The following is a 23,684-nucleotide window of genomic DNA, read 5'->3' as shown; positions in this document are numbered from 1 at the left end:
ACCGAAGGCCCGGTGGGCGCACCCAGCCGGGCCTTGCGGCGGAACCGGTCATTGTAAGTCGCGGCCTCCCCAGGCCGGCGACCGGGGGAGATTGGCCGGACAGGGGCCTGGCTCAGGCGGCCCGGCTGCGCGGCGCGCCAGCGGTGCTCTCGCGCCACTGGGCCAGCAGCTGCTCGCGCCGGGTCTGCACGGCCGACAGGTGCCGGGCCTTGACGTGGCCGTAGCCGCGGATCTGCTCGGGCAGGCGCGCGACTTCCAGGGCGAGGGCATGGGAATCGGCGTTCAGACCGGCCAGCAGGCCCTCGATGTCGGCGCGGTACCGCATGATCAGTTCGCGCTCGGTGCGGCGCTCCTCGGTGCGGCCGAACACGTCCAGCGCGGTGCCGCGCAGACCCTTGAATCGGGCCAGCACCGCCATGGCCTTGAGCATCCAGGGGCCATAGGTCTGCTTGATCAGTTCGCCCTTGTCGTTCGTCTTCGCGAACAGCGGCGGCGCCAGGTGCAGCTGCAGGCGGTAGTCGCCCTCGAACTGCTCGGCGATCTGCGCCCGGAAGGCCGGGTCGGTGTGCAGGCGCGCCACCTCGTACTCGTCCTTGTAGGCCATCAGCTTGAACAGGTAGCGCGCCACCGCCTCGGTCAGCGCCGTCTTGCCCAGGCGGCTTTCGGCCTGGCGCACCTTCTCGACGAAGTCCTGGTAGGTCCGGGCGTAGGCGGCGTTCTGGTAGGCCGTCAGGAACTCGACGCGACGCGCCACCAGTTCCTCGACGGTGTCGCGCTTCTTGAACTGGATCACCTGTGCCGGGGTGGCCGGCGCCAGCAGCGCCGCCATGGCCTGCGGGTCGTGGGCGGCGCGGCGGCCCCATTCGAAGGCCTGCCTGTTCTTCTCCACCTGCACCGCATTGAGCTCGATGGCGCGCATCAGCGACTCCAGCCCCAGCGGCACCCAGCCCTTCTGCCACGCGTAGCCCAGCATCATGGGGTTGGTGTAGATCGAGTCGCCCATCAGTCGCGTGGCGGCGGCTTCGGCGTCGAAACGGCCGACCGCGGCATCGCCCAGCGCGGCGACCAGCGACTCCACACAGGCCTGCGCCGGGTTCTGCCACTGCGGGTTCTTCACGAACGCGGCCGTGGGGGTGGCGCTGGTGTTCAGGGCCACATGGCTGCGGCCGGCGCGCAGGCGCTGCAGCGTCTCCTTGCCGGCGGCCACGAGGGGGTCGCAGCCGATCACCAGGTCGGCCGAGGCCGTGCCCACGCGCGTGGTGCGGATGTGGTCCTGGCTGGCGCCGATCAGCACATGGCTCCAGGTCGCGCCACCCTTTTGCGCCAGGCCCGCTGCGTCCTGCGTGACGATGCCCTTGCCTTCGATGTGCGCGGCCATGCCCAGCAACTGGCCGATGGTGATGACACCCGTGCCGCCCACACCGGCCACCACGATGCCCCAGGCCTCGTCGGTCAGCTGGGGCAGGCGCGGCAGCGGCGGCTCGGCGCCGGACCAGGCCAGGGCCGCGCCCTTCTTGTCCTTCTTGCGCAGCTGGCCGCCCTGAACGGTGACGAAGCTGGGGCAGAAGCCCTTGACGCAGGAGAAGTCCTTGTTGCAGCTGCTCTGGTTGATGCGGCGCTTGCGGCCGAACTCGGTCTCCAGCGGCTCCACGGAAAGGCAGTTGCTCTGCTCGCCGCAGTCGCCGCAGCCCTCGCAGACCAGCTCGTTGATGACCACCCGTTTGTCCGGCTCCGCCATGGTGCCGCGCTTGCGGCGGCGGCGCTTTTCGGTGGCGCAGGTCTGGTCGTAGATGATGACCGTCGTGCCCTTGATCTCGCGGAACTCGCGCTGCACGGCATCCAGGGTGTCGCGGTGCTGGATGGCGATGCCGCTGGGCAGCCCCTGCACCGCCGCGTACTTCTCCGGCTCGTCGGTGACGATGGTGATCTTGACCGCGCCCTCGGCGCGCATGCTCTGCGCGATCTGCACGACCGAGTGGCCCTCGGGCCGTTCGCCCACCTGCTGGCCACCGGTCATGGCGACCGCGTCGTTGTAGAGGATCTTGTAGGTGATGTTCACGCCCGAGGCAATGCTCTGGCGCACCGCCAGCAGGCCGCTGTGGAAGTAGGTGCCGTCGCCCAGGTTGGCGAACATGTGCTGGTCGTTGCTGAACGGCTGCTGGCCGACCCAGGGCACGCCCTCGCCGCCCATCTGGGTGAAGCCCACGGTGGCGCGGTCCATCCAGATGGTCATGAAGTGGCAGCCGATGCCGGCCATGGCGCGCGAGCCTTCGGGCACGCGGGTCGAGGTGTTGTGCGGGCAGCCCGAACAGAACCAAGGCTGGCGGTTGGCGTCGGCCGAGGCACCGGCCAGCAGGGTCTGGGTCGAGCGCTCCTGCGCGTCGAGGATGGCCAGCTGTGCGTCGATGCGGGCCTCGATGTCCGAGGGAATGCCCAGCTTCTTCAGGCGCCGCGCAATGGCGCGCGCGATCAGGGCCGGGTTCAGGTCGGCGTTCGCACGCAGCAGCTGGTGGCTGCTGGGGTTGGGGCGGCTCCACTCGCCGCCCGAGTAATCGCCTTCGACCTCGTCGAACTTGCCCAGCACGTTGGGGCGCACGTCCGGGCGCCAGTTGTAGAGCTCTTCCTTGAGCTGGTATTCGATGACCTGGCGCTTCTCTTCCACCACCAGGATCTCGCGCAACCCGGTGGCGAACTCGCGCGTGATGCCCGCTTCCAGCGGCCACACCACGGCCACTTTGTGCAGGCGGATGCCCAGCTGGCGGCAGGTGGCGTCGTCCAGACCCAGGTCGAGCAGGGCCTGGCGCGTGTCGTTGAAGGCCTTGCCGCTGGCGATCAGGCCGAAGCGGTCGTGCGGGCCGTCGATCACGTTGTGGTTGAGCTTGTTGGCGCGCACGTAGGCCAGCGCCGCGTACCACTTGTAGTCGAACAGCCGCGCCTCCTGGTCCAGCGCCGCGTCGGGCCAGCGGATGTGCAGGCCGCCCGGCGGCATGTCGAACTCGGGAATCACGATCTGCACCCGCTCGGGATCGATCATGGCGGTGGCGCTGGACTCGACGATCTCCTGGATCGTCTTCATGCCGGTCCACACGCCGCTGAAGCGGCTCATGGCAAACGCGTGCAGACCGAGATCCAGGATCTCCTGCACCGTGGACGGGAAGAACACCGGCAGGCCGCAGGCCTTGAAAATGTGGTCGCTCTGGTGGGCCGCTGTGGAGCTCTTGGCCACGTGGTCGTCACCGGCCACCGCGATCACGCCGCCCCAGGGCGTGGTGCCGGCCATGTTGGCGTGCTTGAACACGTCGGAGCAGCGGTCCACGCCCGGGCCCTTGCCGTACCAGATGCCGAACACCCCGTCGAACTTGTTGCTGCCCTTGGGCGCGAAACCCAGCTGCTGCGTACCCCACACGGCCGTGGCCGCCAGCTCCTCGTTGACCCCGGGCTGGAACACCACGTTCTGCTGTTTCAGATAGGGCGCGGCCTTCTGCAGCGCCTGGTCGTAGCCACCCAGGGGCGAGCCCCGGTAGCCGCTGACGAAGCCCGCGGTGTTCTTGCCGACCATGGCATCGCGCTGGCGCTGCAGCATCGGCAGCTTCACCAGGGCCTGGACCCCGCTCATGAAGGCGGGCCCGTGGTCCAGGGCGTATTTGTCGTCCAGCGTGACGGTTTCGAGCGCGCGACGGATGTGCTCGGGCAGTGGGGCGTTCATCTTGTTGTCTCCTGCAGGGGTGGAATGGCCCGCCTTGTGGGCGGATCGGTGACCAACAGACAGCCGGGTAGGCTGGTGCCAGTGTGCCGCTCAGTGTATGCCCCGGTCGCCGACAGGTGTTTGCTTTTCGTGCCCGGTTTTGCGATATTCAAGAAAGAGTCTTTCTCAAAATACGGATTCATGGAAACACTGGACAAGTTCGACCTGGCCATCCTGAACCAACTGCAGGCCGACGGCCGGCTGACCAACGCCGAGCTGGCCAGCCGGGTCGGGCTGTCGGCCGCGCCCTGCTGGCGCCGGGTGCGGGCGCTGGAGGAGGCGGGCTTCATCACCGGCTACCGGGCCGAGCTCAACCGCAGCAAGATCGGCCTGGGTGTGCTGGCCTTCGTGCGGCTGGACGCCGAACGCAACAGCGGCGACGCGCTGGGCCAGATGGAGAAGGCCATCCGGCAGATCCCGGAGATCGTCAGCTGTCACTACATCAGCGGCTCGGGCACCTTCGAGCTGCAGGTGGTGTGTCCCGATCTGGCCGAGTTCAGCCGCTTCGCGCGCGAGGTGCTGATCCACCTGCCCAACGTGAAAGACCTGCACACCAGCTTTTCGCTCGGTGAGGTCAAGGCCAGCAGCGCGCTGCCACTGGGGCATCTTGCGAACCAAAGTGTCGGCTCGGCGAACCGATCCAAAACTTGAGCACTTTTTGTTACCGCTTATCCCCTTGGTTTGACCGCTGGGTCGGGAATGGCGGCCAAGTCTTTGAAAAGTGTGACTTTTTCCCGCCTTGTCTCTTGGCTCCAGGGGACTGGCTGCGTACAGTGCGGCCTGCTCAGCAGCGGGACGATGGCATCAGAAAGTGTTCATCGGCGCTGCGCAACCCTGAAGAAGGAAACGTCGTGAACAAGTCCTCCCTGATCCTCAAGTCCGCCCTGGCCCTGGCCCTGGCCACCCCCCTGCTCGCATCGGCCGAGTCGCAGCTGACCGTCGGCACCGGCGATGCCAACGCCCGTCTGGATTTCCGCATCGTGGTCCCGCGCGTGCTGTTCCTCGGCGTGGGCACCGGCGCTGCCGGCCTGACCGCCAACTCCACCATCGATACGGTGACCTTCGACTACAGCAGCAACCCCTCGGCCATCGGCACGGGTGCGGCGGCAGGCACCATCACCGGCAACGTGGTGCCGGTGCGCGTGGTGGGCAACAACGGCCAGATCACCCTGACCGCCAACACCACCGGCGCCCTGACCAACGGCACGGCCGACACCATTGCCTGGTCGCAGATCACGGCCACCTCCAGCCTGGCGGCCCTGCCCAGCCCGGCCATCCCGCTGACCGGCGCCGGCGTGGCCAGCAACGTCACTCTGTCGTCGGGCACCAAGATCACCGACCGCTCGGCCAACTGGACCTTCAGCTACGCCAACTCGGCCGTGGTCGCTCCAGGCACCTACGGCACCACCAACGGCCGCGTGACCTACACCGCGGCCATGCCCTGACCTGGCGCCGCCCGACCGCTGGCCGGCCTGCGCCGGCGGTCGCCCGCTCCCTGGTGTCCGCACCACCGGTGGCGGAACACGACACAGCCATGAAGACCGCCCCGACCCCCTCCCTGCTGCGCCTGATCGGCGCCGGTCTGGTGGTGAGCGCCGGGCTGCAGGCGCTGCCGGCACAGGCCTGGTCTCTGACCATCGCCAGCGCCACGCGCCGGGTCTTCCTGCACGTCGGCAACGGCACCGCCGACGGCAACAATGGCACGGTCAATCTCGTCTCGGCCAACCTCACCGCCGCCCAGCTGCTGTCGGGCGCTCCGCAGGCCATGACCAGCAACAGCACGCAATCGACCAGCCTCTACGGGGACGGCTACAGCACCTGCCCGACGCCGTCCGCGCAGGTAATGATCGGCGCCTCCTACCGGCGCAGCAACAACAACAATGGGCCCGCCAGCGCCACGCTGCGCGTCACCTCGCCCGCCAGCCTGACCACCACTGCGGGCGACACCATCCCGTTCAGCGAGATCAGCTGGACCGTCTCGGCGGCGGGCAGCGGCGTGCCCAACGTGATCCCGGCCGGGACCTTCAACGGTGGCACCCAGACCCTGACCACGATCCCGGCCAATACCTATATAGAGAACTGTCACACGTTCCGCTACGCCAACAGCGCCATCCGCGCCGCCGGCACCTACAACGGCCGGGTCACCTACACCCTGAGCAGCCCGTGAACACAAGTCTCCTGACCGGCCTGGTGCTGGCCTTGGCCAGCGCCTGCGCCTCCGCCAGCGCGGGCACCCACCGCCTGGACGACTCGCTGAGCCACACCACGCCGCCCACCGCGCAGATGGAGTGGCTGCCCCAGACCCCGGGCGACCGCGACGGCGGCATGGAAACCTGGGTCCGCGTGCACCTGCACATCGACACCCGCGACTGGGTGGGACGCAGCGGGCGCATCTACATGGTGCTGCCGCTCGACCAAGCCTCATCCATCGAAGCCGTCTGGACCACCAACGGCCCGCTGCGCTCGGGCCGCCTGGTCTCGGGCGAGCGTGCACTGGTCTGGGCCGGCACCATCGGCGCCGACAGCCTGCGCGACCAGATGCAGGTGCGCCTGCGCTCCGGCCCCGACTGGCAGAGCGCCAGCCGCCGCCTGAACTTCCACTTCGAGTTCGACACCGACTGACCCGCCGACATGCGCCGCCTCGTTTCATTTTCCCTGCTCGTCCTGCTGCCCGCGATGGCCTGGGCCCAGGGCTTTGCCGCCTTCATCTCGCCGCCGCGCTTCGAGGTCAGGACCGTGGCCGGCCAGCCGCTGCGCCAGGTGCTCGAAATCCAGCACGTCGGCCGCGCCCCCGGCAACTACCGCATCTACACCAACGACTGGACGCTCGATGCCGACCACCAGGTCGCGTTCACGAACGAACTGGCCCCGGACAGCTGCCGCCCCTGGGTGGCGATCGAACGGCGCGAGCTGACCCTGCAGCCCGGGGCCCGCTACCGCTACCGCTTCGAGATCGCCCCGCCAGCCGGCACCCCGCCGCGCGAGTGCCGCTTCGCCATCATGGTGGAGGGCCTGGAGGCCGCCAAGGTCGAGGGTGCGGTCAGCTTCCCGGTCGGCGGACGCATCGGCGTCATCGTCTACGCCGCCATCGGCGACGTGGCGCCGGCCCTGTCGATCGCCGGCACCGAGACTGTCCAGGCCAACGGCCAGCCCACCGCCACCGTGCGGGTGCGCAACACCGGCACCGCCACCGGCCGGGTCGAGGGTTTCCTGGACGCCACCGACGCTGCCGGCCAGAGCGCCGAGATGTCGCCCGCCGACCTGCCCATCCTGCCCGGCGAGACCCGCCGCATCGCCCTCGCGCCGGTGGCGGTCGACGGCAAGAACGCACCCACGCTGCGTTTTCCGATCAAGGTCCGGGGCCAGCTGGAATCCGGCAAGAACAAGCTGCCGCTGGACGCGAGCTTCGCCCCATGATCCGGGGAGGGTGGCTGCTGGCCGGCGCCCTGGCACTGGGCGCAGCGCAGGCGCAGACCGCGGCCAATGCCCCCGCTCCCGCGCCCTACGAGGACCGGATCATTGAGGGCCTGGCGCCACTGGCCGACGAGAACGACGGCCAGAACGACTACGACCGCGGCGGCTGGCCGCGCTACCTGCGCCTGGAGACCCGGCTCGGCAACCAGGCCTTTGACGCCTCGCGCCGCGCCCGCCTGGCCTACGCCCTGGAAGGCCTGATCGAAACCCCCAACCACGGCATGCTGTCGATGGACGGCAGCGTCTCGCCCAGCCCGCGCGAATACACCCTGACGCTGCGCCAGCGCGCACTGCCGCTGCCCGGCGGCTGGACCGGCGACCACGATCTGGGCGTGATCACCGCCCCCGGTACCGACCTGTCGCGCCTGCCCTCGCGCGTGCTGCTCCCGAGTACCCAGCTGCGCGGGCTCGGCGGCCAGTGGGAACACACGGGACAGGGGCTGCAGCTGCTGGCCGCGGGCGGCGAGCCCGGCCAGCTCACCAGCCAGCCGGTGACCGGGTTCCAGGGCCTGGGCGGACGGCGCCACCTGGCTGGCGCGCAGTGGCGCAGCCCCGGCGCGCGCGCCACCGAACCCGACGGCTGGACGCTCGCCCTGCAGCACGAACGCGCCACCGATGTGCTCACCAGCGCCTCGCTGGACAACCCCTCGGGACGCACCGACGCCGACGCCAGCCACCTCGCCCTGCGGCGGGACAGCGCCAGCCACCGCAGCCAGGCCCAGCTGGTGAGCAGCCGCACCGGCGCGGGGGGCGTGAGCGCCCAGGGCGTCTGGGTGGACAGCGAATGGGACGAGGGCCCGCGCCAGCACGGCCTGAGCCTGTACCGGCTCGACCCCGGTCTGAGTTGGGCCGCGCAGGCCATGCCGTCCGACGTGCAGGGCGCCACCCTGCGCAGCCAGTGGCGCACCCGCCAGTGGTCGGCAGAAGCCTCCTACGACTGGCTGCGCTCGGTCAGCGGGCGGGTGGGCAACGGCAGCTACGCCTCGGCCAGCGCGCGCTGGCGCATCGACCGGGACAACCAGTTCAGCGCCGGTGCCGCACTGCGCCGTTTCGATGGCCAGGCCTGGAACAGCTTCGCCGACTGGCGCCGCACCAACGACTGGGGCCAGAGCGGATGGCGGCTCGAACTGGCCGGCGGCGCCGACCTCCAGGGCCCCGCGCGGGTGCTGAGCTACGACCAGGAATGGGACGTGCCACTGGGCTGGACCCTTTCGTCCACCCTGGGCATGGGCCGCTACGCCGCCAATCAGGGCAGCGACAACTTCTGGTCCGGTGCGCTCGCGCTGCAGGCCCCGCTGAGCAACGGTGCCGACCTGCGCGGCCAGCTCGGCACCGAGCGGCGCGACAACGGCCAGCAGCGCCACAACCTGAACCTGGGCGCCCAGTGGCGCCTGAACCGCCACTGGAGCATCAGCGGCCAGTACACCCGCGCAATCGGTCAGACGCCGGAGCGCCGGCCGCTGGACCCGCTGGCGCCGCTGCCCACGACCACCACCGGCAACAGCGACCGCAGCTTCCTGGTGCTGCTGCGGTACGAGGACGAAGCGGGCAGCCGCAATGTTCCGCTGGGCGGCCGGCCCCAGGAGGGCGGTGGCCGCATCGAAGGCATCGTGTATTTCGACGACAACGCCAGCGGCACGCAGGACGCCAGCGAAACCGGGGCGCCCGGCGTGACCGTCGCGCTCGACAACCGGTACGCGGTGCGCACCGACGCGCAGGGCCGCTTCAGCTTCCCCTTCGTGGCCGCCGGTCCGCGCACGGTGAGCGTGCGCAACGACACCCTGCCGCTGCCCTGGAGCGTGGTCGACGACGGACAGGTCACGATCGATGTGCGCCTGCGCGAGACGACCCGACTGAGCCTGCCGGTGCAGCGGCCCCGCTGACGCCGCACATCGGCAAGCGGTCAAGTCCGCGCCCGGCGCGCCGATACAGCGGGCATGAAGCCCGCACACCGCCGTCTGTCTGCCCTGGTTGTCTGCCTGGGCCTGGTGCTGGCCCCGGTGGCCGGCCAGGGAGAAGCGCAGCTCGCGACCACGGCGCCGGCCGCCAGCGGGGCGCTGGATTTCCGCATCATCGTGCCGCCCGTGATGCGGGTGCTGGAGAACAGCCACCCGCCTCAGCTCACCAGCGACGCCGACGGTTCGCTCGGGGGCCAGCAGCGCCTGGTGGTGCTCTCGAACATGAAACGGGGCTTCTGCGTCACGCTGCGGCTGCGATCGCCCGAGGTCGAGCAGTGGCAGGTGCAGGCGGTCCCCGAACCCGGCGTGACCCTTGAATCAGCGGGCCAGGCCTACCGCCTGTGCAGCGACCGCCCCGGGCGCTACACCATGGTGCTGCGGCACGAGTTCGGCGTGCACGCACCGGGCGCCCAGGCCATGCACTGGCCGGTGCAGACCGATATTTCGGCCATCTGAGACAGCCGCCACCCTCCGTCCCGCCATGGGCAGGGTGCGTCAGCACGCCCGGTTTCTTGTGTGGAATGGAAACAGCGCACCCCACACGGGGCGACGGTGTGCCATGATCGACTGAAGTCAAAAGACCTCTTGGCACCCTCTTGGCGCAGGTCTTGCTCTTTCTGCAACGCTCCTTCTCGCGCGGCCCCGGTCCACGGGCACACCAGCACCTTCCCCGACGGGCTCGGGCGCAGGAGTTCAGGGAACTGGAACACATGGACATCAACACCACGCACCACCGCGGCACCGGGACCTCCCGACCGCACCTCAAGCCCTTCCGGCGGGCGCTGCTGCTCGGTTCCGTCTTTGCGGGCGCGGCGTTCGCCCAGACGCCCGTGCAGCCCCTCCAGCAGGAGCCCCTGCAGACCCCGGTGGACAGCAGCCGGCAGCCGGCCCGCCCGGTGGTCACCGAGAGCGCGGCCGCCGTCGGCACCACCAAGGGCGCGGGGGCGGCCCCGACCCCGGCCGATGTGGCACCTCTGAACTCGCTGGCCGCCGTCAAGTCCGATTACCGCATCGGTGCCAACGACTTGCTGGAGTTCGACGTGTTCGGGGTGCCCGACATGAAGCGCTCGGTGCGGGTGAACGGCTCTGGCGCGGTCTCGCTGCCGCTGATCGGGAGCGTCCAGCTGGCCGGCCTCACGGCCCAGGAGGCCGAGGCCCAGCTGGCCCAGAAGTACGGCGAAAACTACCTGCAGAACCCACAGGTGTCGGTCTTCATCAAGGAGTTCACGACGCAGCGCATCACGATCGAGGGCGCGGTGGCCAAACCGGGCATCTACCCGGTGACCGGCCAGCTGACGCTGCTGCGCGCCCTGGCCCTGGCCGGCGGCGGGGCCCAGTACGCCGAACTCAGCGAGATCATGCTGTTCCGAAACGCCCAGGGCCGGCCGGCCGATCCGCTGGTGTTCGACCTCGAAAAGATCCGCTCGGGCGCAGTGCCCGACCCCCTCGTGCAGTCGGACGACGTGATCGTGGTCAAGCGCAACCCCAAACGCACGGCGCTGCGCGACTCGCTGTTCCGCGACATTCTGGACACCATCAACCCCTTCAAATAAAGAAAAGGGCCCTCAGAGCCCTTTCTTCGTGGCAGCGGCCGGGCGCCCGGACCCGCCCTCCACCCGCCCCTCCGACGCACCAATTTGCAGTGCGGCGCCCGCTATCGGGGCCTGACATGTCCGGGATCTGTTTCTTTCGTCTGCAGGTGCAACAGGCGGGCCGCCACGCTGGTGCACGAAAGACTTACGGCCCGATGTTCGCGGCGGCCACACCAACGTCACATCCCGTGTTTACCCTGTAAATACGATGTGTTACCTAAGTTTCGTGCTGCATTGCAGCAAATAGACCCTTTCGGACTAATACTTCGCCCCCGTCCAGCAGTGTCTGGCCTGAAGTTTGCTGATTCCTGCGTGAAGTCTGTCACGCACCGGTTCGCAGCACAAAGAGGGAGGTGCCATGAACGCTCGTCCATCGCCGTTGCCACAAGCAGCGCCGCAGCAGCCGTCCACGGAAAGTGGTGGCGACACGGTTGTCTCGCTGTACAACGAACACGATCTCGCCCGCAGCCTCGCCCCGTGGGCGCAGCTCACGCGGCGCCAGCGCTGGGTCAGCGCACGGCTGATCGTCACCGACCTCAGCGTGCTGTGGTGCTGTTTCGTTGCAGGCCGGCTGCCCGCATGGCTGCTCGGCGAGGCCACACTGCCGCAGGCGCTGAACGTCTGGTGGGCCGACAACGGCCAGCTGCGCCTGACCCTGTTCATGGTCATCGTGGCCGGCATGATCGCCTGGATGGGGACGGTGCAGGGCCACTACAACGCCCACCGCCGCAAGCCCTGGTGGGACGAGGTGCGCCAGATCATCCATGTGGTGCTGTGCGCGGCCCTGATCGACGCCATGATCATCTACAGCGCCCAGTGGCCGCTGTCCCGCCTCTGGACCGGTGCGACCTGGGCGCTCATCCTGCTGGGCCTGCCGCTGGCCCGTCTGGCCATCCGCCGGCGGCTGCTGCGCGCCGGGCTGCTGACCCAGCCTTATGTGCTGATCGGCCACCCCGAGGACGTGGAGAAAGCCGCCGCCGCCCTGGCCAGCGAACCGCTGCTGGGCTACCAGCCGGTGGCGGTGGTGTGCCCCCATCCCGGCGAGCGCCTGGTGGCGTTCAAGAACGGGCCGGTGGTGGCCCCGACGCCGCTCACACCGGCCGTGAGGGAGTTTCTGGCCCGGCCCGGCGCCTACCAGCTGGTCGGCGTGCTGGGCATCCGGGACAACAACTGGCTGCGCGAGTTGTCAGAGGAGCTGATGCACACCCGGGACGACCTCGTGATGGTGCCCGCCCTGGGCGACCTGCCGATGTACGGCATGGAAGCGTCCCACCTCTTCAGCCACGACGTGCTGTTCCTGCGCGCGCGCAACAACCTGCACCGTCCGGGGCCGCAAATCCTCAAGCGGACGCTGGACATCGTCGGTTCGGCCTCGCTGCTGCTGCTGCTCTCGCCCCTGTTTGCGTACTTCGCCTGGAAGATCTCCCGCGACGGGGGCAGCCCCTTCTTCGGCCATGTGCGCGTCGGGCAGGGCGGCAAACCCTTCAAGTGCTACAAGTTCCGCTCCATGGTGGTCGACGCCCAGGAGCAGCTCAAGAAGCTGCTGGCCAGCGACCCCGAGGCTCGGGCGGAGTGGGAGCGGGACTTCAAGCTGCGCAACGACCCGCGCATCAGCAAGATCGGCCGTTTCCTGCGCCGCACCAGCCTGGACGAACTGCCCCAGCTCTGGAACGTGCTGATCGGCGAGATGAGCCTGGTGGGGCCCCGCCCCCTCATCCACGACGAACTGGCGCGCTACGGCAAGGACGTCACCTACTACCTCACCTCCCGCCCCGGCATGACCGGCCTGTGGCAGGTGAGCGGTCGCAGCGACACCACCTACGTCTCGCGCATCCGTTTCGACGCCTGGTACGTGCGCAACTGGTCGCTCTGGTACGACCTCGTGATCATGCTGCGCACGGTGCGCGTGGTGCTCAAGCAGGAGGGCGCCGTCTGAACCAGTCCACACCCCGCACCGCATCGCCCAGGCCTGCCGTCGGCAGCGTTTCACCCCTCTTTCTTCGCAGCGCATCATGATCACCCCCGTCATCCTCTGCGGCGGCTCCGGCACCCGCCTGTGGCCCCTGAGCCGCAAAAGTTTTCCCAAGCAGTTCGTGCCGCTGATCGAAGGCAAGAGCCTGTTGCAGCTGACCTTGCAGCGGGTGTGTCCGCTCGGTGCGCAGCTGATGGTGGTGGCCTCCGAAAGCCACCGCTTCATGGTGTCGGACGCGCTGCAGGGCCTGCCGGTCGGCACCCAGGCCATCCTGGAGCCGGTCAGCCGCAACACCGCGGCGGCCATGGCCCTGGCGGCGCTGCAGGCCACCGACAACGGTGAGCCCGACGCGCTGCTGCTGTTCTGCCCGGCCGACCAGCACATCCCGGACACGGAGGCCTTCGTGCGCGCGGTCCGGGAGGGCGTGCCCGCGGCCGAGGGCGGCGCCATCGTCACCTTCGGCATCGTGCCGAGCTTTCCCAGCACGGCCTACGGCTACATCCGCCACGGCGCGCGGCGCCCGGACGGCGCGCAGCAGGTGGAGCGCTTCATCGAGAAGCCCCAGGCCGAGGCCGCACAGGCGCTGCTGCTGGGCGGTGGCGTGCTCTGGAACGCCGGCATCTTCCTGTGCCGGGCCAGCGTCCTGCTGCAGGCCATGGAGCGCCACGCCCCCGACATCCTGGCCGCCGGCCGCAAGTCCCTGCCCGCGCCGCCCTCGGCGATGACACCGCCGGCCCCCGGGGCTGCGCCGCAGTGGATCACCCCCACGGCGCCCGAATTCGCCGCCTGCCGCTCGCAGAGCATCGACTACGCCGTGATGGAGCACCACGACAACGTGGCCGTGGTGCCTTACCCGGGCGCCTGGAGCGATGTGGGCAGCTGGAACGCCGTGGCCGACCTGAGCACCGCCGACGCCGACGGCAACCGCGTGCAGGGCCAGGGCCTGCACCACCAGGCGCGCAACACCTACATCCACGCGCCCCACCGGCCGGTGGTCGCCCTGGGCACGCAGGACCTGCTGATCGTCGACACGCCCGATGCGCTGCTGGTGGCCCACAAGGACTGCGTCGAACAGGTCAAGGACATCGTCGCGCGGCTGCAGGACCAGCAGTGCGCCGAGGCCCTGACCCACCGCAAGGTGGCGCGCCCCTGGGGCTGGTACGACAGCATCGACCTGGGCGAGCGCTTCCAGGTCAAGCGCATCGGCGTCAAGCCCGGCGCCAGCCTGAGCCTGCAGATGCACCACCACCGCGCCGAGCACTGGGTCGTCGTCAAGGGCACGGCCGAGGTCACGCGCGGCAAGGAGACGTTCCTGCTTTCGGAGAACCAGTCCACCTACATCCCGGTGGGTGAGCTGCACCGCCTGCACAACCCCGGCCGAATGGAACTCGAGATGATCGAGGTGCAGTCGGGCAGCTACCTCGGCGAAGACGACATCGTGCGCTTCGAGGACACCTACGGGCGCGCCACGGCGCCCCGGGCCGCGCCGCCCGAGACCCCGGCGCGGGCAGCCCTCGCCCGATGAAGGTCGCCATCGTCCATTACTGGTGGCTCAGCAACCGCGGGGGAGAAGCCGTCGTGGCCGCCATCGCCGAGCTGTATCCCGAGGCCGACCTGTTCGTGCATGTCTGCGACGAAGCGCTGGTGCGCAAGACCCTGGGCACGGGTTTCCGGGGCCGGGTGATCACCACCTTCATCGCCCGCCTGCCGGGCGCGGCGCGGCACTACCAGAAGTACCTGCCGCTGATGCCGGTGGCGCTGGAGCAGCTCGACCTCTCCGCCTACGACCTGGTGATCAGCAGCGAGTCGGGCCCGGCCAAGGGGGTGGTCACACGCCCCGACGCGCTGCATGTCTGCTACTGCCATTCGCCCATGCGCTATGTGTGGGACATGTACCCCAGCTACCTGCAGGGCGCCGGCCGTCTCGTGCGCGCGCTGTTCCCGTGGGTGGCGCACTGGCTGCGCGTCTGGGACCGCGCCTCGGCCGACCGCGTGGACCACTTCGTGGCCAACTCCAGCTTCGTCGCCTCGCGCATCCGCAAGTTCTACCGGCGCCCCGCCGAGGTGGTGTACCCGCCGGTGAACGTGACGGCCTTCGACCACCGCCGCGAGCGCGGCGATTTCTACCTGTGCCTGGGCCAGCTCGTGGCCTACAAGCGGGCCGACATGGTAGTCGACGTGTTCAACCGGCTGGGTCTGCCCCTGGTGGTGATCGGTGAGGGCGAGCTGCTCGACCGGCTCAGGGCCGTCGCGGGCCCCAATGTGCAGCTGATGGGACGCCAGGCCTTCGGCGTGGTCAAGGAGAAGCTGGAGACCTGCAAGGCGCTGGTGTTCCCGGGCCTGGAGGATTTCGGCATCGTGCCGGTGGAGGCCATGGCCAGCGGCGCGCCCGTGATCGCCTACGGCAAGGGCGGCGCGCTGGACACCATCGTCCATGGCAAGACCGGCCTGCTGTTCGACGAGCAGAGCCCCGAGGCGCTCGAAGCCGCGGTCCGCGGCTTCGAGGCCGGCCATCACCGCTTCGACGTGGGGGTGCTGCGGGAGCATGCGGCGGGCTTCGACAAGAGCGTCTTCCAGCACCGGTTCCTGCGGGCCGTGGAGGGCGCGCTGGCGTTGCACAGGGCCGCGCCGCAGACGCCCGCCGAGGGATGGGGCTAAGCCATGGAAGCCCTGGTCATCGGTCTGTTCTGGGTGCTGGCGGTGCGCGTGCTGATCGGCAGCACCCGCACCGGCCTGAGCATCTTCTTCGGCTCCATCCCGTTCGGCGCCCTGGCGGTGGTGCCCACCAACCTGACCGGCGGGCTCACCCTCACGCCCACGCCGATCATCGCGCTGCTCATCGGGCTGCGGCTGCTGCTCAACCGCGACGACCGCAGCGCGCTGGCCCGCATCGCGCTGTCCAAGAGCGGCACCGTCTACCTCACGGCGTTCTGGCTGGTCGCCTGCGCGGCGACGCTGCTCATGCCCCGGATCTTCGAGGGTGAAGTCACCATCTTCCCGGTGCGCTCGGCCGAGATGATCGTGGAGGAGCTGCTGCACCCGACCACCCAGAACATTTCCCAGCTGGCCTACCTCTCCGTCTCGGTGTTCGGCGTGTTCTGCTTCGTGCGGCTCACGAGCCGGCACTTCAATGTGGCCGACCTGCTCGGCCCCATCCGGGTCGGCGCATTCATCACCGTCGCGACCGGCGCCCTCGACTACGCCAGCAACTTCGTCAACCTGGATGCGCTGCTCGACCCGTTCCGCACCGCCACCTACGCGCTGCTCACCACCAACGAGGTGTTCGGCAACAAGCGCACCGTGGGACTGACGCCGGAGGCCTCGTCCTACGGGGCGGTGTGCGTCTTCTTCCTGTCCTTGCTGTACTTCCTCCGCCTGTCCGTGCACAAGGACCCGCTGGGCTATGCCAAGAACATGGCCCTGGTGCTGGCCCTGGTGCTGATGGCGCTGCTCTCGACCTCGTCGGCCGCCATGGTGTGCGTGGGCGTCTTCATGGTGCTGGTGCTGGTGGACTGGCTCTGGGGCGACGTGAGCGTGCGCAAGACCCCGTTCACCAAGACCGCGCTGCTGTGGTGCTGCGCGCTCTCGCTGGTGGCGCTGTTCCTGTCGTTCCAGCCCCGGCTGCTCAGCGAACTGACCGACATCTTCAACCACATGGTGGTCTACAAGAAGGAGTCCCAGTCGTACGAGGAGCGCACGCTGTGGACCACCGTCAGCCTGCAGGCGCTGCAGGACACCCACGGTCTGGGCGTGGGCGTGGGCGGCACCCGCACCTCCAGCTTCCTCGCCGCACTGTTCAGCAACACCGGCGTGCTGGGCGGGCTGCTGTTCATGACCTTCCTGCTCAAGGCCCTGCTGGGCCGCTGGAACTACTACCGATCTCCCGGCCTGAAGGCCGTCCAGCGCGGCCTGTTCTTCGCCTTCATTCCGCCCTTCGTCAACCTGCTGCTGGTGGGCACTTCCGCCGACTTCGGGCTGGCGCTGGCCTACATCCTCGGCCTCAAGCTCGGCCTGGTCGCCAAGTACCCGGCGCGCGCGGCCGAACTGCGGATGGAACCGCTTGCACAGGGGGCCCGATGAGCGCGAACCCGGTCGCCACCCGCTCGTCGCTGGACTTCGCGTTCGTCTACGCGGCCTACTCCCTGCGCTACCTCTACCTGCTGGTGCTGATTCCCTTCTACGGGCGGATCCTGGGCACCGAAGGGTATGCCGTGGTGCTGTCGGCGCTGTCGCTGATGAACCTTGCGTGGCTGTTCAACAGCTGGGGGCTGGCGCCCTCCGGCACACGCGCCGTGGCGACGGCATCCAACCCGGACGAGATCTTCGGTGCCCAGTTCACCGCCCGGCTGTGGCTCGCGCTGCTGGTGATTCCCGGCACCCTGGTCGCCATCCACCTCTCGCCGATCCTGGCGGCCAACCGCTGGGCGGCCTACGCGGCCATGGCCATGGGCGTGGTGTCCGCCTTCAACCTGGGCTGGTACTACACCGGCACGCACCGGCCCCGAACCACCGTGCGCCTCGAAGTGATCGGGTTCGCGCTCAACCTGTCGCTCATCCTGGCGCTGGTGCGCTCGCCGGACGATGCCGATCTGGCGATCTTCATGATGCTGCTGTCGGCGCTGATCGTCTCGGTGGTCGCGTACTGGTCGTGCCGCGGCGAGTTCAGCCTGGGCCGCCTCATCCAGTGGCGCGCGGGCCTGCAGCTGATCCGCTCCTCGGGCTACCTGTTCCTGTACATCAGCAACGCGATGTTCGTGGGCGCGGCGCTGACCTACCTGCTGGGCCTGTACGCCAGCGCGGACCTGGTGGGCGCCTACGGGGCGGCCGACCGCCTGGTGGCGGCGGGCATCAGCATCATGACGCCGATGGGCCACATCTTCATCCCGAAGATCACCGCCCTGTTCAAGAGCGACCACCGAGCGGCCTACCAGCTGTCCCGCAAGGTCGGCGCCCTGCTGCTGCTGATCGCCACACTGGGTGCGGCCGTGAGCCACTGGTTCGCCGCCCCCATCGTCGCGCTGATCTTCGGCCCCGGGTTCGAGCACACCGCCGAGCTGCTGAAGCTGCTGGCGGTGGTGTTCCCGGTCAACGCCGCCATCATCGTGCTGGGCGCCTACCTGTTCATTCCCCAGCACCAGGAACGCACGCTGGCGGTGGTGGTCATCATCGGTTCGGTCGTCGGCATCGGCTCCCTGGTGCTGATGGGCGAGACCCACCAGGCCACCGGAGCCGCCTACGCCCGGGTCCTCGGCGACTCGGTCACCCTGGCGCTGCTGCTGCTGTTCGCCTGGAGGAACGGCATCCTGCAGAAGCTCTTCTCCGTCGTCCCCCGATGAACGCACCCCACCGTCTTCACCCGACACCCCGCCACGCCGGAACCGCCATGAACGCCTACGTCATCGTCGCCACCAAAGGAAGGGCCGCCATCGCGAAGGAGATCCTCGGCTCGCTGCGGACCCAGAGCCACCCGGTCGCGCACATCCTGTTTGTCGGCAGCGAGCCCGCCGACGTGGCCGGGCTGGACAGCCACCCGGCCTACAGCCCGGCCACGGTGTCGGTGCTGCTCTCCGAGGCCGGCCTCACCAAACAGCGCAACGCCGGCCTGGAGCGGCTGGCGGCCCTGACCCGCGACCAAGACCCGCGGCACTGGTTCGTGGTGTTCTTCGACGACGACTTCCGGCTCGCGACCGACTGGGTGGCCCACTGCCGGGCGGCGTTTCTCGACGACCCGCAACTGGTCGGCGTGGGCGGCACCGTGCTGGCCGACGGCATCACCGGCGAACCGATCACCGAAGCGCAGGCGCGGGACTTCATCGAGGCCCGCCGGCCACCGATGAAGCACACCTGGTCCGGCGCCCGCCGGGACGTGCCCGATCTCTACGGCTGCAACATGGCCTACCGGGGCACCGTGGCGGGCACCGACCGCTTCGACCCGGCCCTGCCCTTCTACGGCTGGCTCGAAGACGTCGACTATTCGGTCAAGGCCAGCCGCCAGGGTCCGCTGCGCTACGTCCCCGAATGCCGCGGGGTGCACATGGGGGCGTCCTCGGGCCGCACCAGCGGTGTGCGCTTCGGCTACTCCCAGATTGCCAACCCCCTGTACCTCATCCGCAAGCGCACACTGCCCGTGCAGAAGGGCGGCTGGACCCTGGTGCGCAACATGCTCTCCAACGGCATGAACACGCTGCTGGGCAACCGCTCGCGCGACTACACCGGGCGGCTCAGGGGCAACCTCATGGCGCTGCGGGACCTGGTCCGGGGTCACTGCCACCCCACCCGGGTCACGGGCATCCAGTGAGCCGACGCACCGACCACACCACACGATGACCATGATCACCACGCAGCCGCCCCTTCGCCTGGTCGTGCTCAACGACTTCTCCTCCGCCAACGGCGGGGCCTCGTCCCTGGCCATCGCCAACGCCAACCTCATGGCGTCGATGGGCGTCCACACCACCTTTCTCTGCGGCGAGCAGCAGCCGGCCGACGACGCCCTGGACGCCCAGGTCCTGCGCCGGGGCCTGAACGGCGCGGCGATCGACCCGGCCCGGCCCCTGAACAACGTGATCAACGGCCTGTACAACCCCGCCGCCCAGCGCTTCCTGGCCAACTGGATCGACACCCACGACACGCCCGAGACCGTCTACCACCTGCACGGGTGGAGCAAGATCTTTTCTCCCTCCATCTTCAAGGCCCTCGCCCCGGTGCGCCACCGCACCCTGGTGCACGCGCACGACTACTTCCCTGCGTGCCCCAACGGCGCCTTCATCAACTACCGGCAGATGAAGGAGTGCGATCTGCTGCCCAGCCAGGTGGGCTGCCTGTTCTCCAACTGCGACCAGCGCAGCTACCCCCAGAAGCTGTGGCGCGTGGCGCGGCACGAGATCAAGAACCAGTGGTTCAACCTGAAGGACTCGAGCTTCCGCATCGTGCTGCCCCACGAGGCGATGCGCCCCTACTTCACGCGCAGCGGCTGCCTGGACGATGCGGTGTTCACCATCCCCAACCCGGTGGTGCCGTTCACCGACACCCGGATCGCGGCCGAATCCAACCGCGAGTTCCTGTTCATCGGCCGGCTGGTGCCCGAAAAGGGCGTCGACACCTTTCTGGCCGCCGCCCGGCGCGCCGGGGTGAAGGCCAAGGTCATCGGCGCGGGCCCGCTGCTGGCGCCGCTGAAGGCGCAGTACCCCGAGGCCGAATTCACCGGCTGGCAGGACCGGCGCCACATCGGCACCCACCTGCGCAACGCGCGCGCGGTCATCATGCCGTCGAAGCTGCGGGAAACCTTCGGCCTGGTCGCCATCGAGTCCATTGCCAGCGGCATTCCGGTGGTGGTCTCCACCAGCTCGGCGGTGGCACCCGACCTGCTGCGCATGAACGCCGGCCTGACGGTGACGCCGGACAACACCGAGGCCCTGAGCCGCCTGATGACCCGCCTGGACAGCTCCGACGAGCTCGTCCACGCCATGAGCACCAACGGCCACGCCCACTGGCGGCAGGTGGCCAACACCACCGACAGCTGGGCCGACGCCCTGCTGACCATGTACGGTTCGATGACGGCCGAGCCCCGGCTGCTGAAGGTGCACTGAATGAGCGCACTGAAAGTCGGCATCCTCAACGTGGCCTACAGCCCCAACCTGGGCGACGGCCTGATCGCGGAGTGCATCCGGCACGGCCTGGCCTCGTCTCCCAGCCGCATCGAACCGCACTTCATCGACCTGGCGGGACGGGAGAGTTTCTCGCAGGGCCTGCGGTCCAAGAAGCGGCTCAACGTGCTGCGGTCCATGCTGCCCGGCTTCGCCCTGGGCGCGGCCTCTCGGCTCTACCTGGAGCTGCTGGTGCGCTTTCGCCTGCGGCCGTTCTACCGCCGCAAGATGGCCGGGCTGGACGCCATCGTGCTGGGCGGCGGCAACCTGCTGGCCGACCACGACCTGAACTTCCCCAAGAAGATCCACGGCGCCCTCATGGAAGCCGCGCGGCGGCGCCTGCCGGTCTACCTCTACGGCGTGGGGGTGTCTGACGACTGGTCGCCCACCGGCCGGCGGCTGTTCCTCGAAGCGCTCGGCGCCTGCGACCTGCGCTTCATCGCGGTGCGGGACGCGCGCTCCGCCGCGCTGCTGGCACAGGCGCTCGGCCCGGCGAAACGGGACATCGTCACCGTGCTCGACCCCGGCGTGTTCGCCGCACTCGCCCTGCCGCCGGTCGCCCAGGAGCCCCCGCCGCCGGCCGGCGTGGCCCGCATCGGCGTGGGCGTGATGAGCCCGTCCGAGCTCCAGTACCACGGCCTGTCGTCGCTGGGCGACCATGCGCTGGTGCGCTTCTACACGGACCTCCTGACCCATCTGGGGGCGCAGGGGGCGCAGGTCCGGGTCTTCACCAACGGCAGCCCCGACGACCGCGCGTTCGCCCAGCGGCTGGGCCGCGCGTTCAGGGAAGGCGGGCGGCCCTGCCCCGGACTGGCCGATGTGTCGGAGCAGATCCACACCCCGGCCGACCTCTGCCGCGTCATCGCCGGCTGCACCGCCATCGTGGCCTTCCGCCTGCACGCCATCATCGCCGCGCTGGCCTACGACAAGCCCTTCGTGGCCCTGGCCTGGGACAAGAAGGTGGGCGCGTTCCTGGACGAGGTGCAGCGCCCCGGCGCGCTGGCCGACGTGTCCCGCACGTCGGCCTCCTCGATCGCCCACCGGCTTCTGACACCGCCGGCGGCGCCCGCGCCCCTGTCGTCCCAGGCGTGCGCCCAGCGGTCCTTGCGGTCGGTGCACCGGCTGGCCGCCCTGATCGCCCTACCCCGAGAAGCCCATGGTCTCCAAGAAGCCGCCCGCTAAAACCTGGACCGGCGTGCCGGTCCAGGCCCTCACCCTGTCGGCCGCGGTGTTCTACCTCGCCCAGGTGGACCTGCTGCGGCCCCTGTACGCGCAGTGGGACAAGGCTGCCCACTTCCTGTGTTTCCTGACCCTGTGGTGGCTGTTCCACCGGGTACTGGGCATGGGCCGGGGCGTCGCGGGCCTGCTGGCCGCCACGCTGGGCGCCTTCATCGAGGTGCACCAGATGGGGCAGCCGTCCTTCAATCCGTCCTGGGCCGACTTCCTGGCCGACCTGGCAGGCATCTCGGCCGGGTGGGCGCTCACGCTCGCTTTCCCGGCGCAGAAAGGACCGGCATGAAACCCCTGGTGGCGGCGCTGGCGGTGGGCACACTGGCCCTGGGGTCGGTGGTGGCCCTGCACGCCGACGGACCGTCCCGCGGCACGGGCGCGGGCTCGCTGCGGCAGAAGACCGCCTTCGCCACGTCGGAGATGCCCGCCACCGCCAATCCCTTCGGCGTCGCCGCCTCGGCCTCGTCGTCCCGCAGCCCCGAGCGCTGGATCGGCCCGGTGGCCGACATGGGCGTGGGCTGGGTGCGCGGTTTCAATCCCACGCTGGACCCCGCCCTGGCGGTCCAGCGCCTGCCCAGGTCCATCCGCTTCAGCGGCATCCTGGAGTTCCGCGACCCGAACGACCCGGCGGCCTGGCAGGCGTACGTGCGCGAGCGCGTGCAGCGCTTCAGGCCCCTGACCACGGACTGGGAGGTCTGGAACGAGCCGCCCAACTTCACCGGGAACACACCGCCCGAGGTCTATGGCCGCATGGTGGCCCTGGCCCACGACGCGGCCCGGGAGGTGGACCCGTCGGTGAAGCTGGGCCTGGCGGCCCAGAGCGTCAACCTCAACTACATGGACCGCGCGCTGCTCTCGGGTGCCAAGGACAAGTTCGACTTCGTCACCGTGCACCCCTACGAGACGGCCAGCCTGATCCACAAGGGCTTCGAGGCCCAGTTCATGGCCATCGTGCCGACCATCCGCAAGATGCTGCTGGCGCGCAACCCCGAACGCGCCCAGGTGCCGGTCTACTTCACCGAAGTGGGGCAGCCGGTGGACGCGCGCAACGACGCGGCGTCCCAGGCCAGCCTGCTGGTCAAGGTCTACACCATGGGCCTGGCGCAGGGGGCGGCCCGCGTGCACTGGTTCGAGCCCCTGGACGGCGACTCCGGCCCCTTCGGCCTGTTCGACCGCCTGGGCCAGCCGCGCCCCGCCCACACGGCCTTGCGCACGCTCATCGACCACCTCGGCCCGCAGCCGCGCGTGCTCGGCTGGCTGCTGCTGGCCGACCGGCACCACGGCTTCCTCTTCGAGGGCCCGCAAGGACCGGTGATGGTGGCCTGGAGCCGGCCCGGCACGACCGAGGCGGTGGCGCTCCCCGAAGGCAGCCGCGTGGTCTACCCCTTGTCGGGCGTGGTGCAGGCCACCACCGCGCTGGCCCTGACCAACCTGCCCGCCCTGGTGCTGCTGCCCAGGGAGGCGACCGACTGGGTCCAGCAGGCGAGCGCCAACCAGGGACAGCCCTTCCCCTGGAACGGCGACCACAGCGGCGCTCCCCGCGTGGCATTCAGCGCGTCCGACGATCCGGCCGACGCACGCGGCCTGCACCTGGTCCAGACACCGGTGTGGCGCAACGTGGGCGACGAGCGGGTGCTGGACGCGGCGCCGCGGGCCATCACCTCGTTCACGGTGGACCCCAACTTCCTGTCGTACACGTCCGTGCCGCTGCGCATCACCGCCGTGGTCCGGCGCAACTCGCCCGACGCCGCCGGCTTCAACCTCAAGTACGAAAGCCGCAGCGGCACCCGCAGCGTGGGCTGGAACACCGTGCCCGCGAACGGCGAGTGGGCCACGCTGAGCTGGTCCATCAACGACCCCCAGTTCGTGGGCAAGTTCGGCTACCACTTCTGGTTCGACTCGGACTCCACCCGTCACAGCAACTACAGCATCCGCAGCGTGTCGGTGAGCAAGGAGTGAGCCCCATGCACCCGCCGCACCGCACCCTGCCGACCGATCCCCACCGCCACCGCTTTTAGAGCCCCACTGCCATGTTGCCCAACACCCTTCCCCCCCAAGGTCCGCCGCCCT

The 23,684-nt window shown here is 69.6% G+C and carries 19 protein-coding genes; 18 read left to right on the top strand and 1 reads right to left on the bottom strand.

The annotated features are described in order from the left end of the window. Positions 1-112 precede the first annotated feature (112 nt). Positions 113-3,706, bottom strand: coding sequence for an indolepyruvate ferredoxin oxidoreductase family protein (locus RCO38_RS21990; protein WP_308330596.1), 3,594 nt, complete (start codon positions 3,704-3,706; stop codon positions 113-115). A 180-nt stretch (positions 3,707-3,886) separates the two neighbouring features. Between RCO38_RS21990 and RCO38_RS21985 the strand changes: the two genes are divergently transcribed. From RCO38_RS21985 to RCO38_RS21900, 18 genes are all read left to right on the top strand, one after another. Beyond that, a complete protein-coding gene (locus tag RCO38_RS21985) occupies positions 3,887-4,396 on the top strand; it encodes an Lrp/AsnC family transcriptional regulator (RefSeq protein ID WP_308330595.1) in 510 nt (169 codons plus the stop codon). Between the two features lie 200 nt (positions 4,397-4,596). Further along, complete coding sequence (locus tag RCO38_RS21980) at positions 4,597-5,190, top strand: hypothetical protein (protein ID WP_308330594.1); 594 nt, start codon at positions 4,597-4,599, stop codon at positions 5,188-5,190. 89 nt (positions 5,191-5,279) lie between these two features. Next, positions 5,280-5,912: a hypothetical protein gene (locus RCO38_RS21975; RefSeq protein ID WP_308330593.1), complete on the top strand. Its 633-nt coding sequence runs from the start codon at positions 5,280-5,282 to the stop codon at positions 5,910-5,912. After that, the gene (locus RCO38_RS21970; RefSeq protein ID WP_308330592.1) at positions 5,909-6,367 is read left to right on the top strand and encodes a hypothetical protein; all 459 of its coding nucleotides are present in this window, start codon (positions 5,909-5,911) and stop codon (positions 6,365-6,367) included. Before RCO38_RS21975 ends, RCO38_RS21970 begins: the two co-directional genes overlap by 4 nt. A gap of 9 nt (positions 6,368-6,376) precedes the next feature. Further along, entirely contained in the window at positions 6,377-7,162 is a 786-nt protein-coding gene (locus RCO38_RS21965) for a COG1470 family protein (protein WP_308330591.1), read from the top strand. Then, entirely contained in the window at positions 7,159-9,102 is a 1,944-nt protein-coding gene (locus tag RCO38_RS21960; protein ID WP_308330590.1) for a carboxypeptidase-like regulatory domain-containing protein, read from the top strand. Before RCO38_RS21965 ends, RCO38_RS21960 begins: the two co-directional genes overlap by 4 nt. 54 nt (positions 9,103-9,156) lie before the next feature. After that, positions 9,157-9,633, top strand: coding sequence for a hypothetical protein (locus tag RCO38_RS21955; protein ID WP_308330589.1), 477 nt, complete (start codon positions 9,157-9,159; stop codon positions 9,631-9,633). A gap of 254 nt (positions 9,634-9,887) precedes the next feature. Next, positions 9,888-10,730: a polysaccharide biosynthesis/export family protein gene (locus RCO38_RS21950; RefSeq protein ID WP_308330588.1), complete on the top strand. Its 843-nt coding sequence runs from the start codon at positions 9,888-9,890 to the stop codon at positions 10,728-10,730. Between the two features lie 397 nt (positions 10,731-11,127). Then, entirely contained in the window at positions 11,128-12,705 is a 1,578-nt protein-coding gene (wbaP, locus tag RCO38_RS21945; protein ID WP_308330587.1) for an undecaprenyl-phosphate galactose phosphotransferase WbaP, read from the top strand. Between the two features lie 76 nt (positions 12,706-12,781). After that, entirely contained in the window at positions 12,782-14,266 is a 1,485-nt protein-coding gene (locus RCO38_RS21940; RefSeq protein ID WP_308330586.1) for a mannose-1-phosphate guanylyltransferase/mannose-6-phosphate isomerase, read from the top strand. Further along, positions 14,263-15,399, top strand: a complete 1,137-nt coding sequence (locus RCO38_RS21935) for a glycosyltransferase (protein WP_308330585.1) — start codon at positions 14,263-14,265, stop codon at positions 15,397-15,399. Before RCO38_RS21940 ends, RCO38_RS21935 begins: the two co-directional genes overlap by 4 nt. Positions 15,400-15,402: 3 nt before the next feature. Further along, positions 15,403-16,821, top strand: coding sequence for a hypothetical protein (locus RCO38_RS21930; RefSeq protein ID WP_308330584.1), 1,419 nt, complete (start codon positions 15,403-15,405; stop codon positions 16,819-16,821). Continuing rightward, positions 16,818-18,077, top strand: a complete 1,260-nt coding sequence (locus tag RCO38_RS21925; protein ID WP_308330583.1) for an oligosaccharide flippase family protein — start codon at positions 16,818-16,820, stop codon at positions 18,075-18,077. The genes RCO38_RS21930 and RCO38_RS21925 overlap by 4 nt, the downstream gene beginning before the upstream one ends. A 47-nt stretch (positions 18,078-18,124) precedes the next feature. Beyond that, entirely contained in the window at positions 18,125-19,039 is a 915-nt protein-coding gene (locus RCO38_RS21920) for a glycosyltransferase family 2 protein (protein ID WP_308330581.1), read from the top strand. A gap of 31 nt (positions 19,040-19,070) precedes the next feature. Then, entirely contained in the window at positions 19,071-20,327 is a 1,257-nt protein-coding gene (locus tag RCO38_RS21915; protein WP_308330580.1) for a glycosyltransferase family 4 protein, read from the top strand. Then, complete coding sequence (locus RCO38_RS21910) at positions 20,328-21,566, top strand: polysaccharide pyruvyl transferase family protein (RefSeq protein ID WP_308330579.1); 1,239 nt, start codon at positions 20,328-20,330, stop codon at positions 21,564-21,566. After that, positions 21,541-21,903, top strand: a complete 363-nt coding sequence (locus RCO38_RS21905; protein WP_308330578.1) for a VanZ family protein — start codon at positions 21,541-21,543, stop codon at positions 21,901-21,903. The genes RCO38_RS21910 and RCO38_RS21905 overlap by 26 nt, the downstream gene beginning before the upstream one ends. Further along, positions 21,900-23,573 (top strand): hypothetical protein, encoded by a 1,674-nt coding sequence (locus RCO38_RS21900; protein ID WP_308330577.1) that lies wholly within the window; start codon positions 21,900-21,902, stop codon positions 23,571-23,573. The genes RCO38_RS21905 and RCO38_RS21900 overlap by 4 nt, the downstream gene beginning before the upstream one ends. The last annotated feature ends 111 nt before the right edge of the window (positions 23,574-23,684 follow it).

Source organism: Hydrogenophaga pseudoflava (assembly GCF_031020795.1).
In the GTDB taxonomy this organism is placed as follows: Bacteria; Pseudomonadota; Gammaproteobacteria; order Burkholderiales; family Burkholderiaceae_C; genus Hydrogenophaga; species Hydrogenophaga pseudoflava_A.
This window is presented reverse-complemented; position numbering and strand designations above follow the sequence as displayed.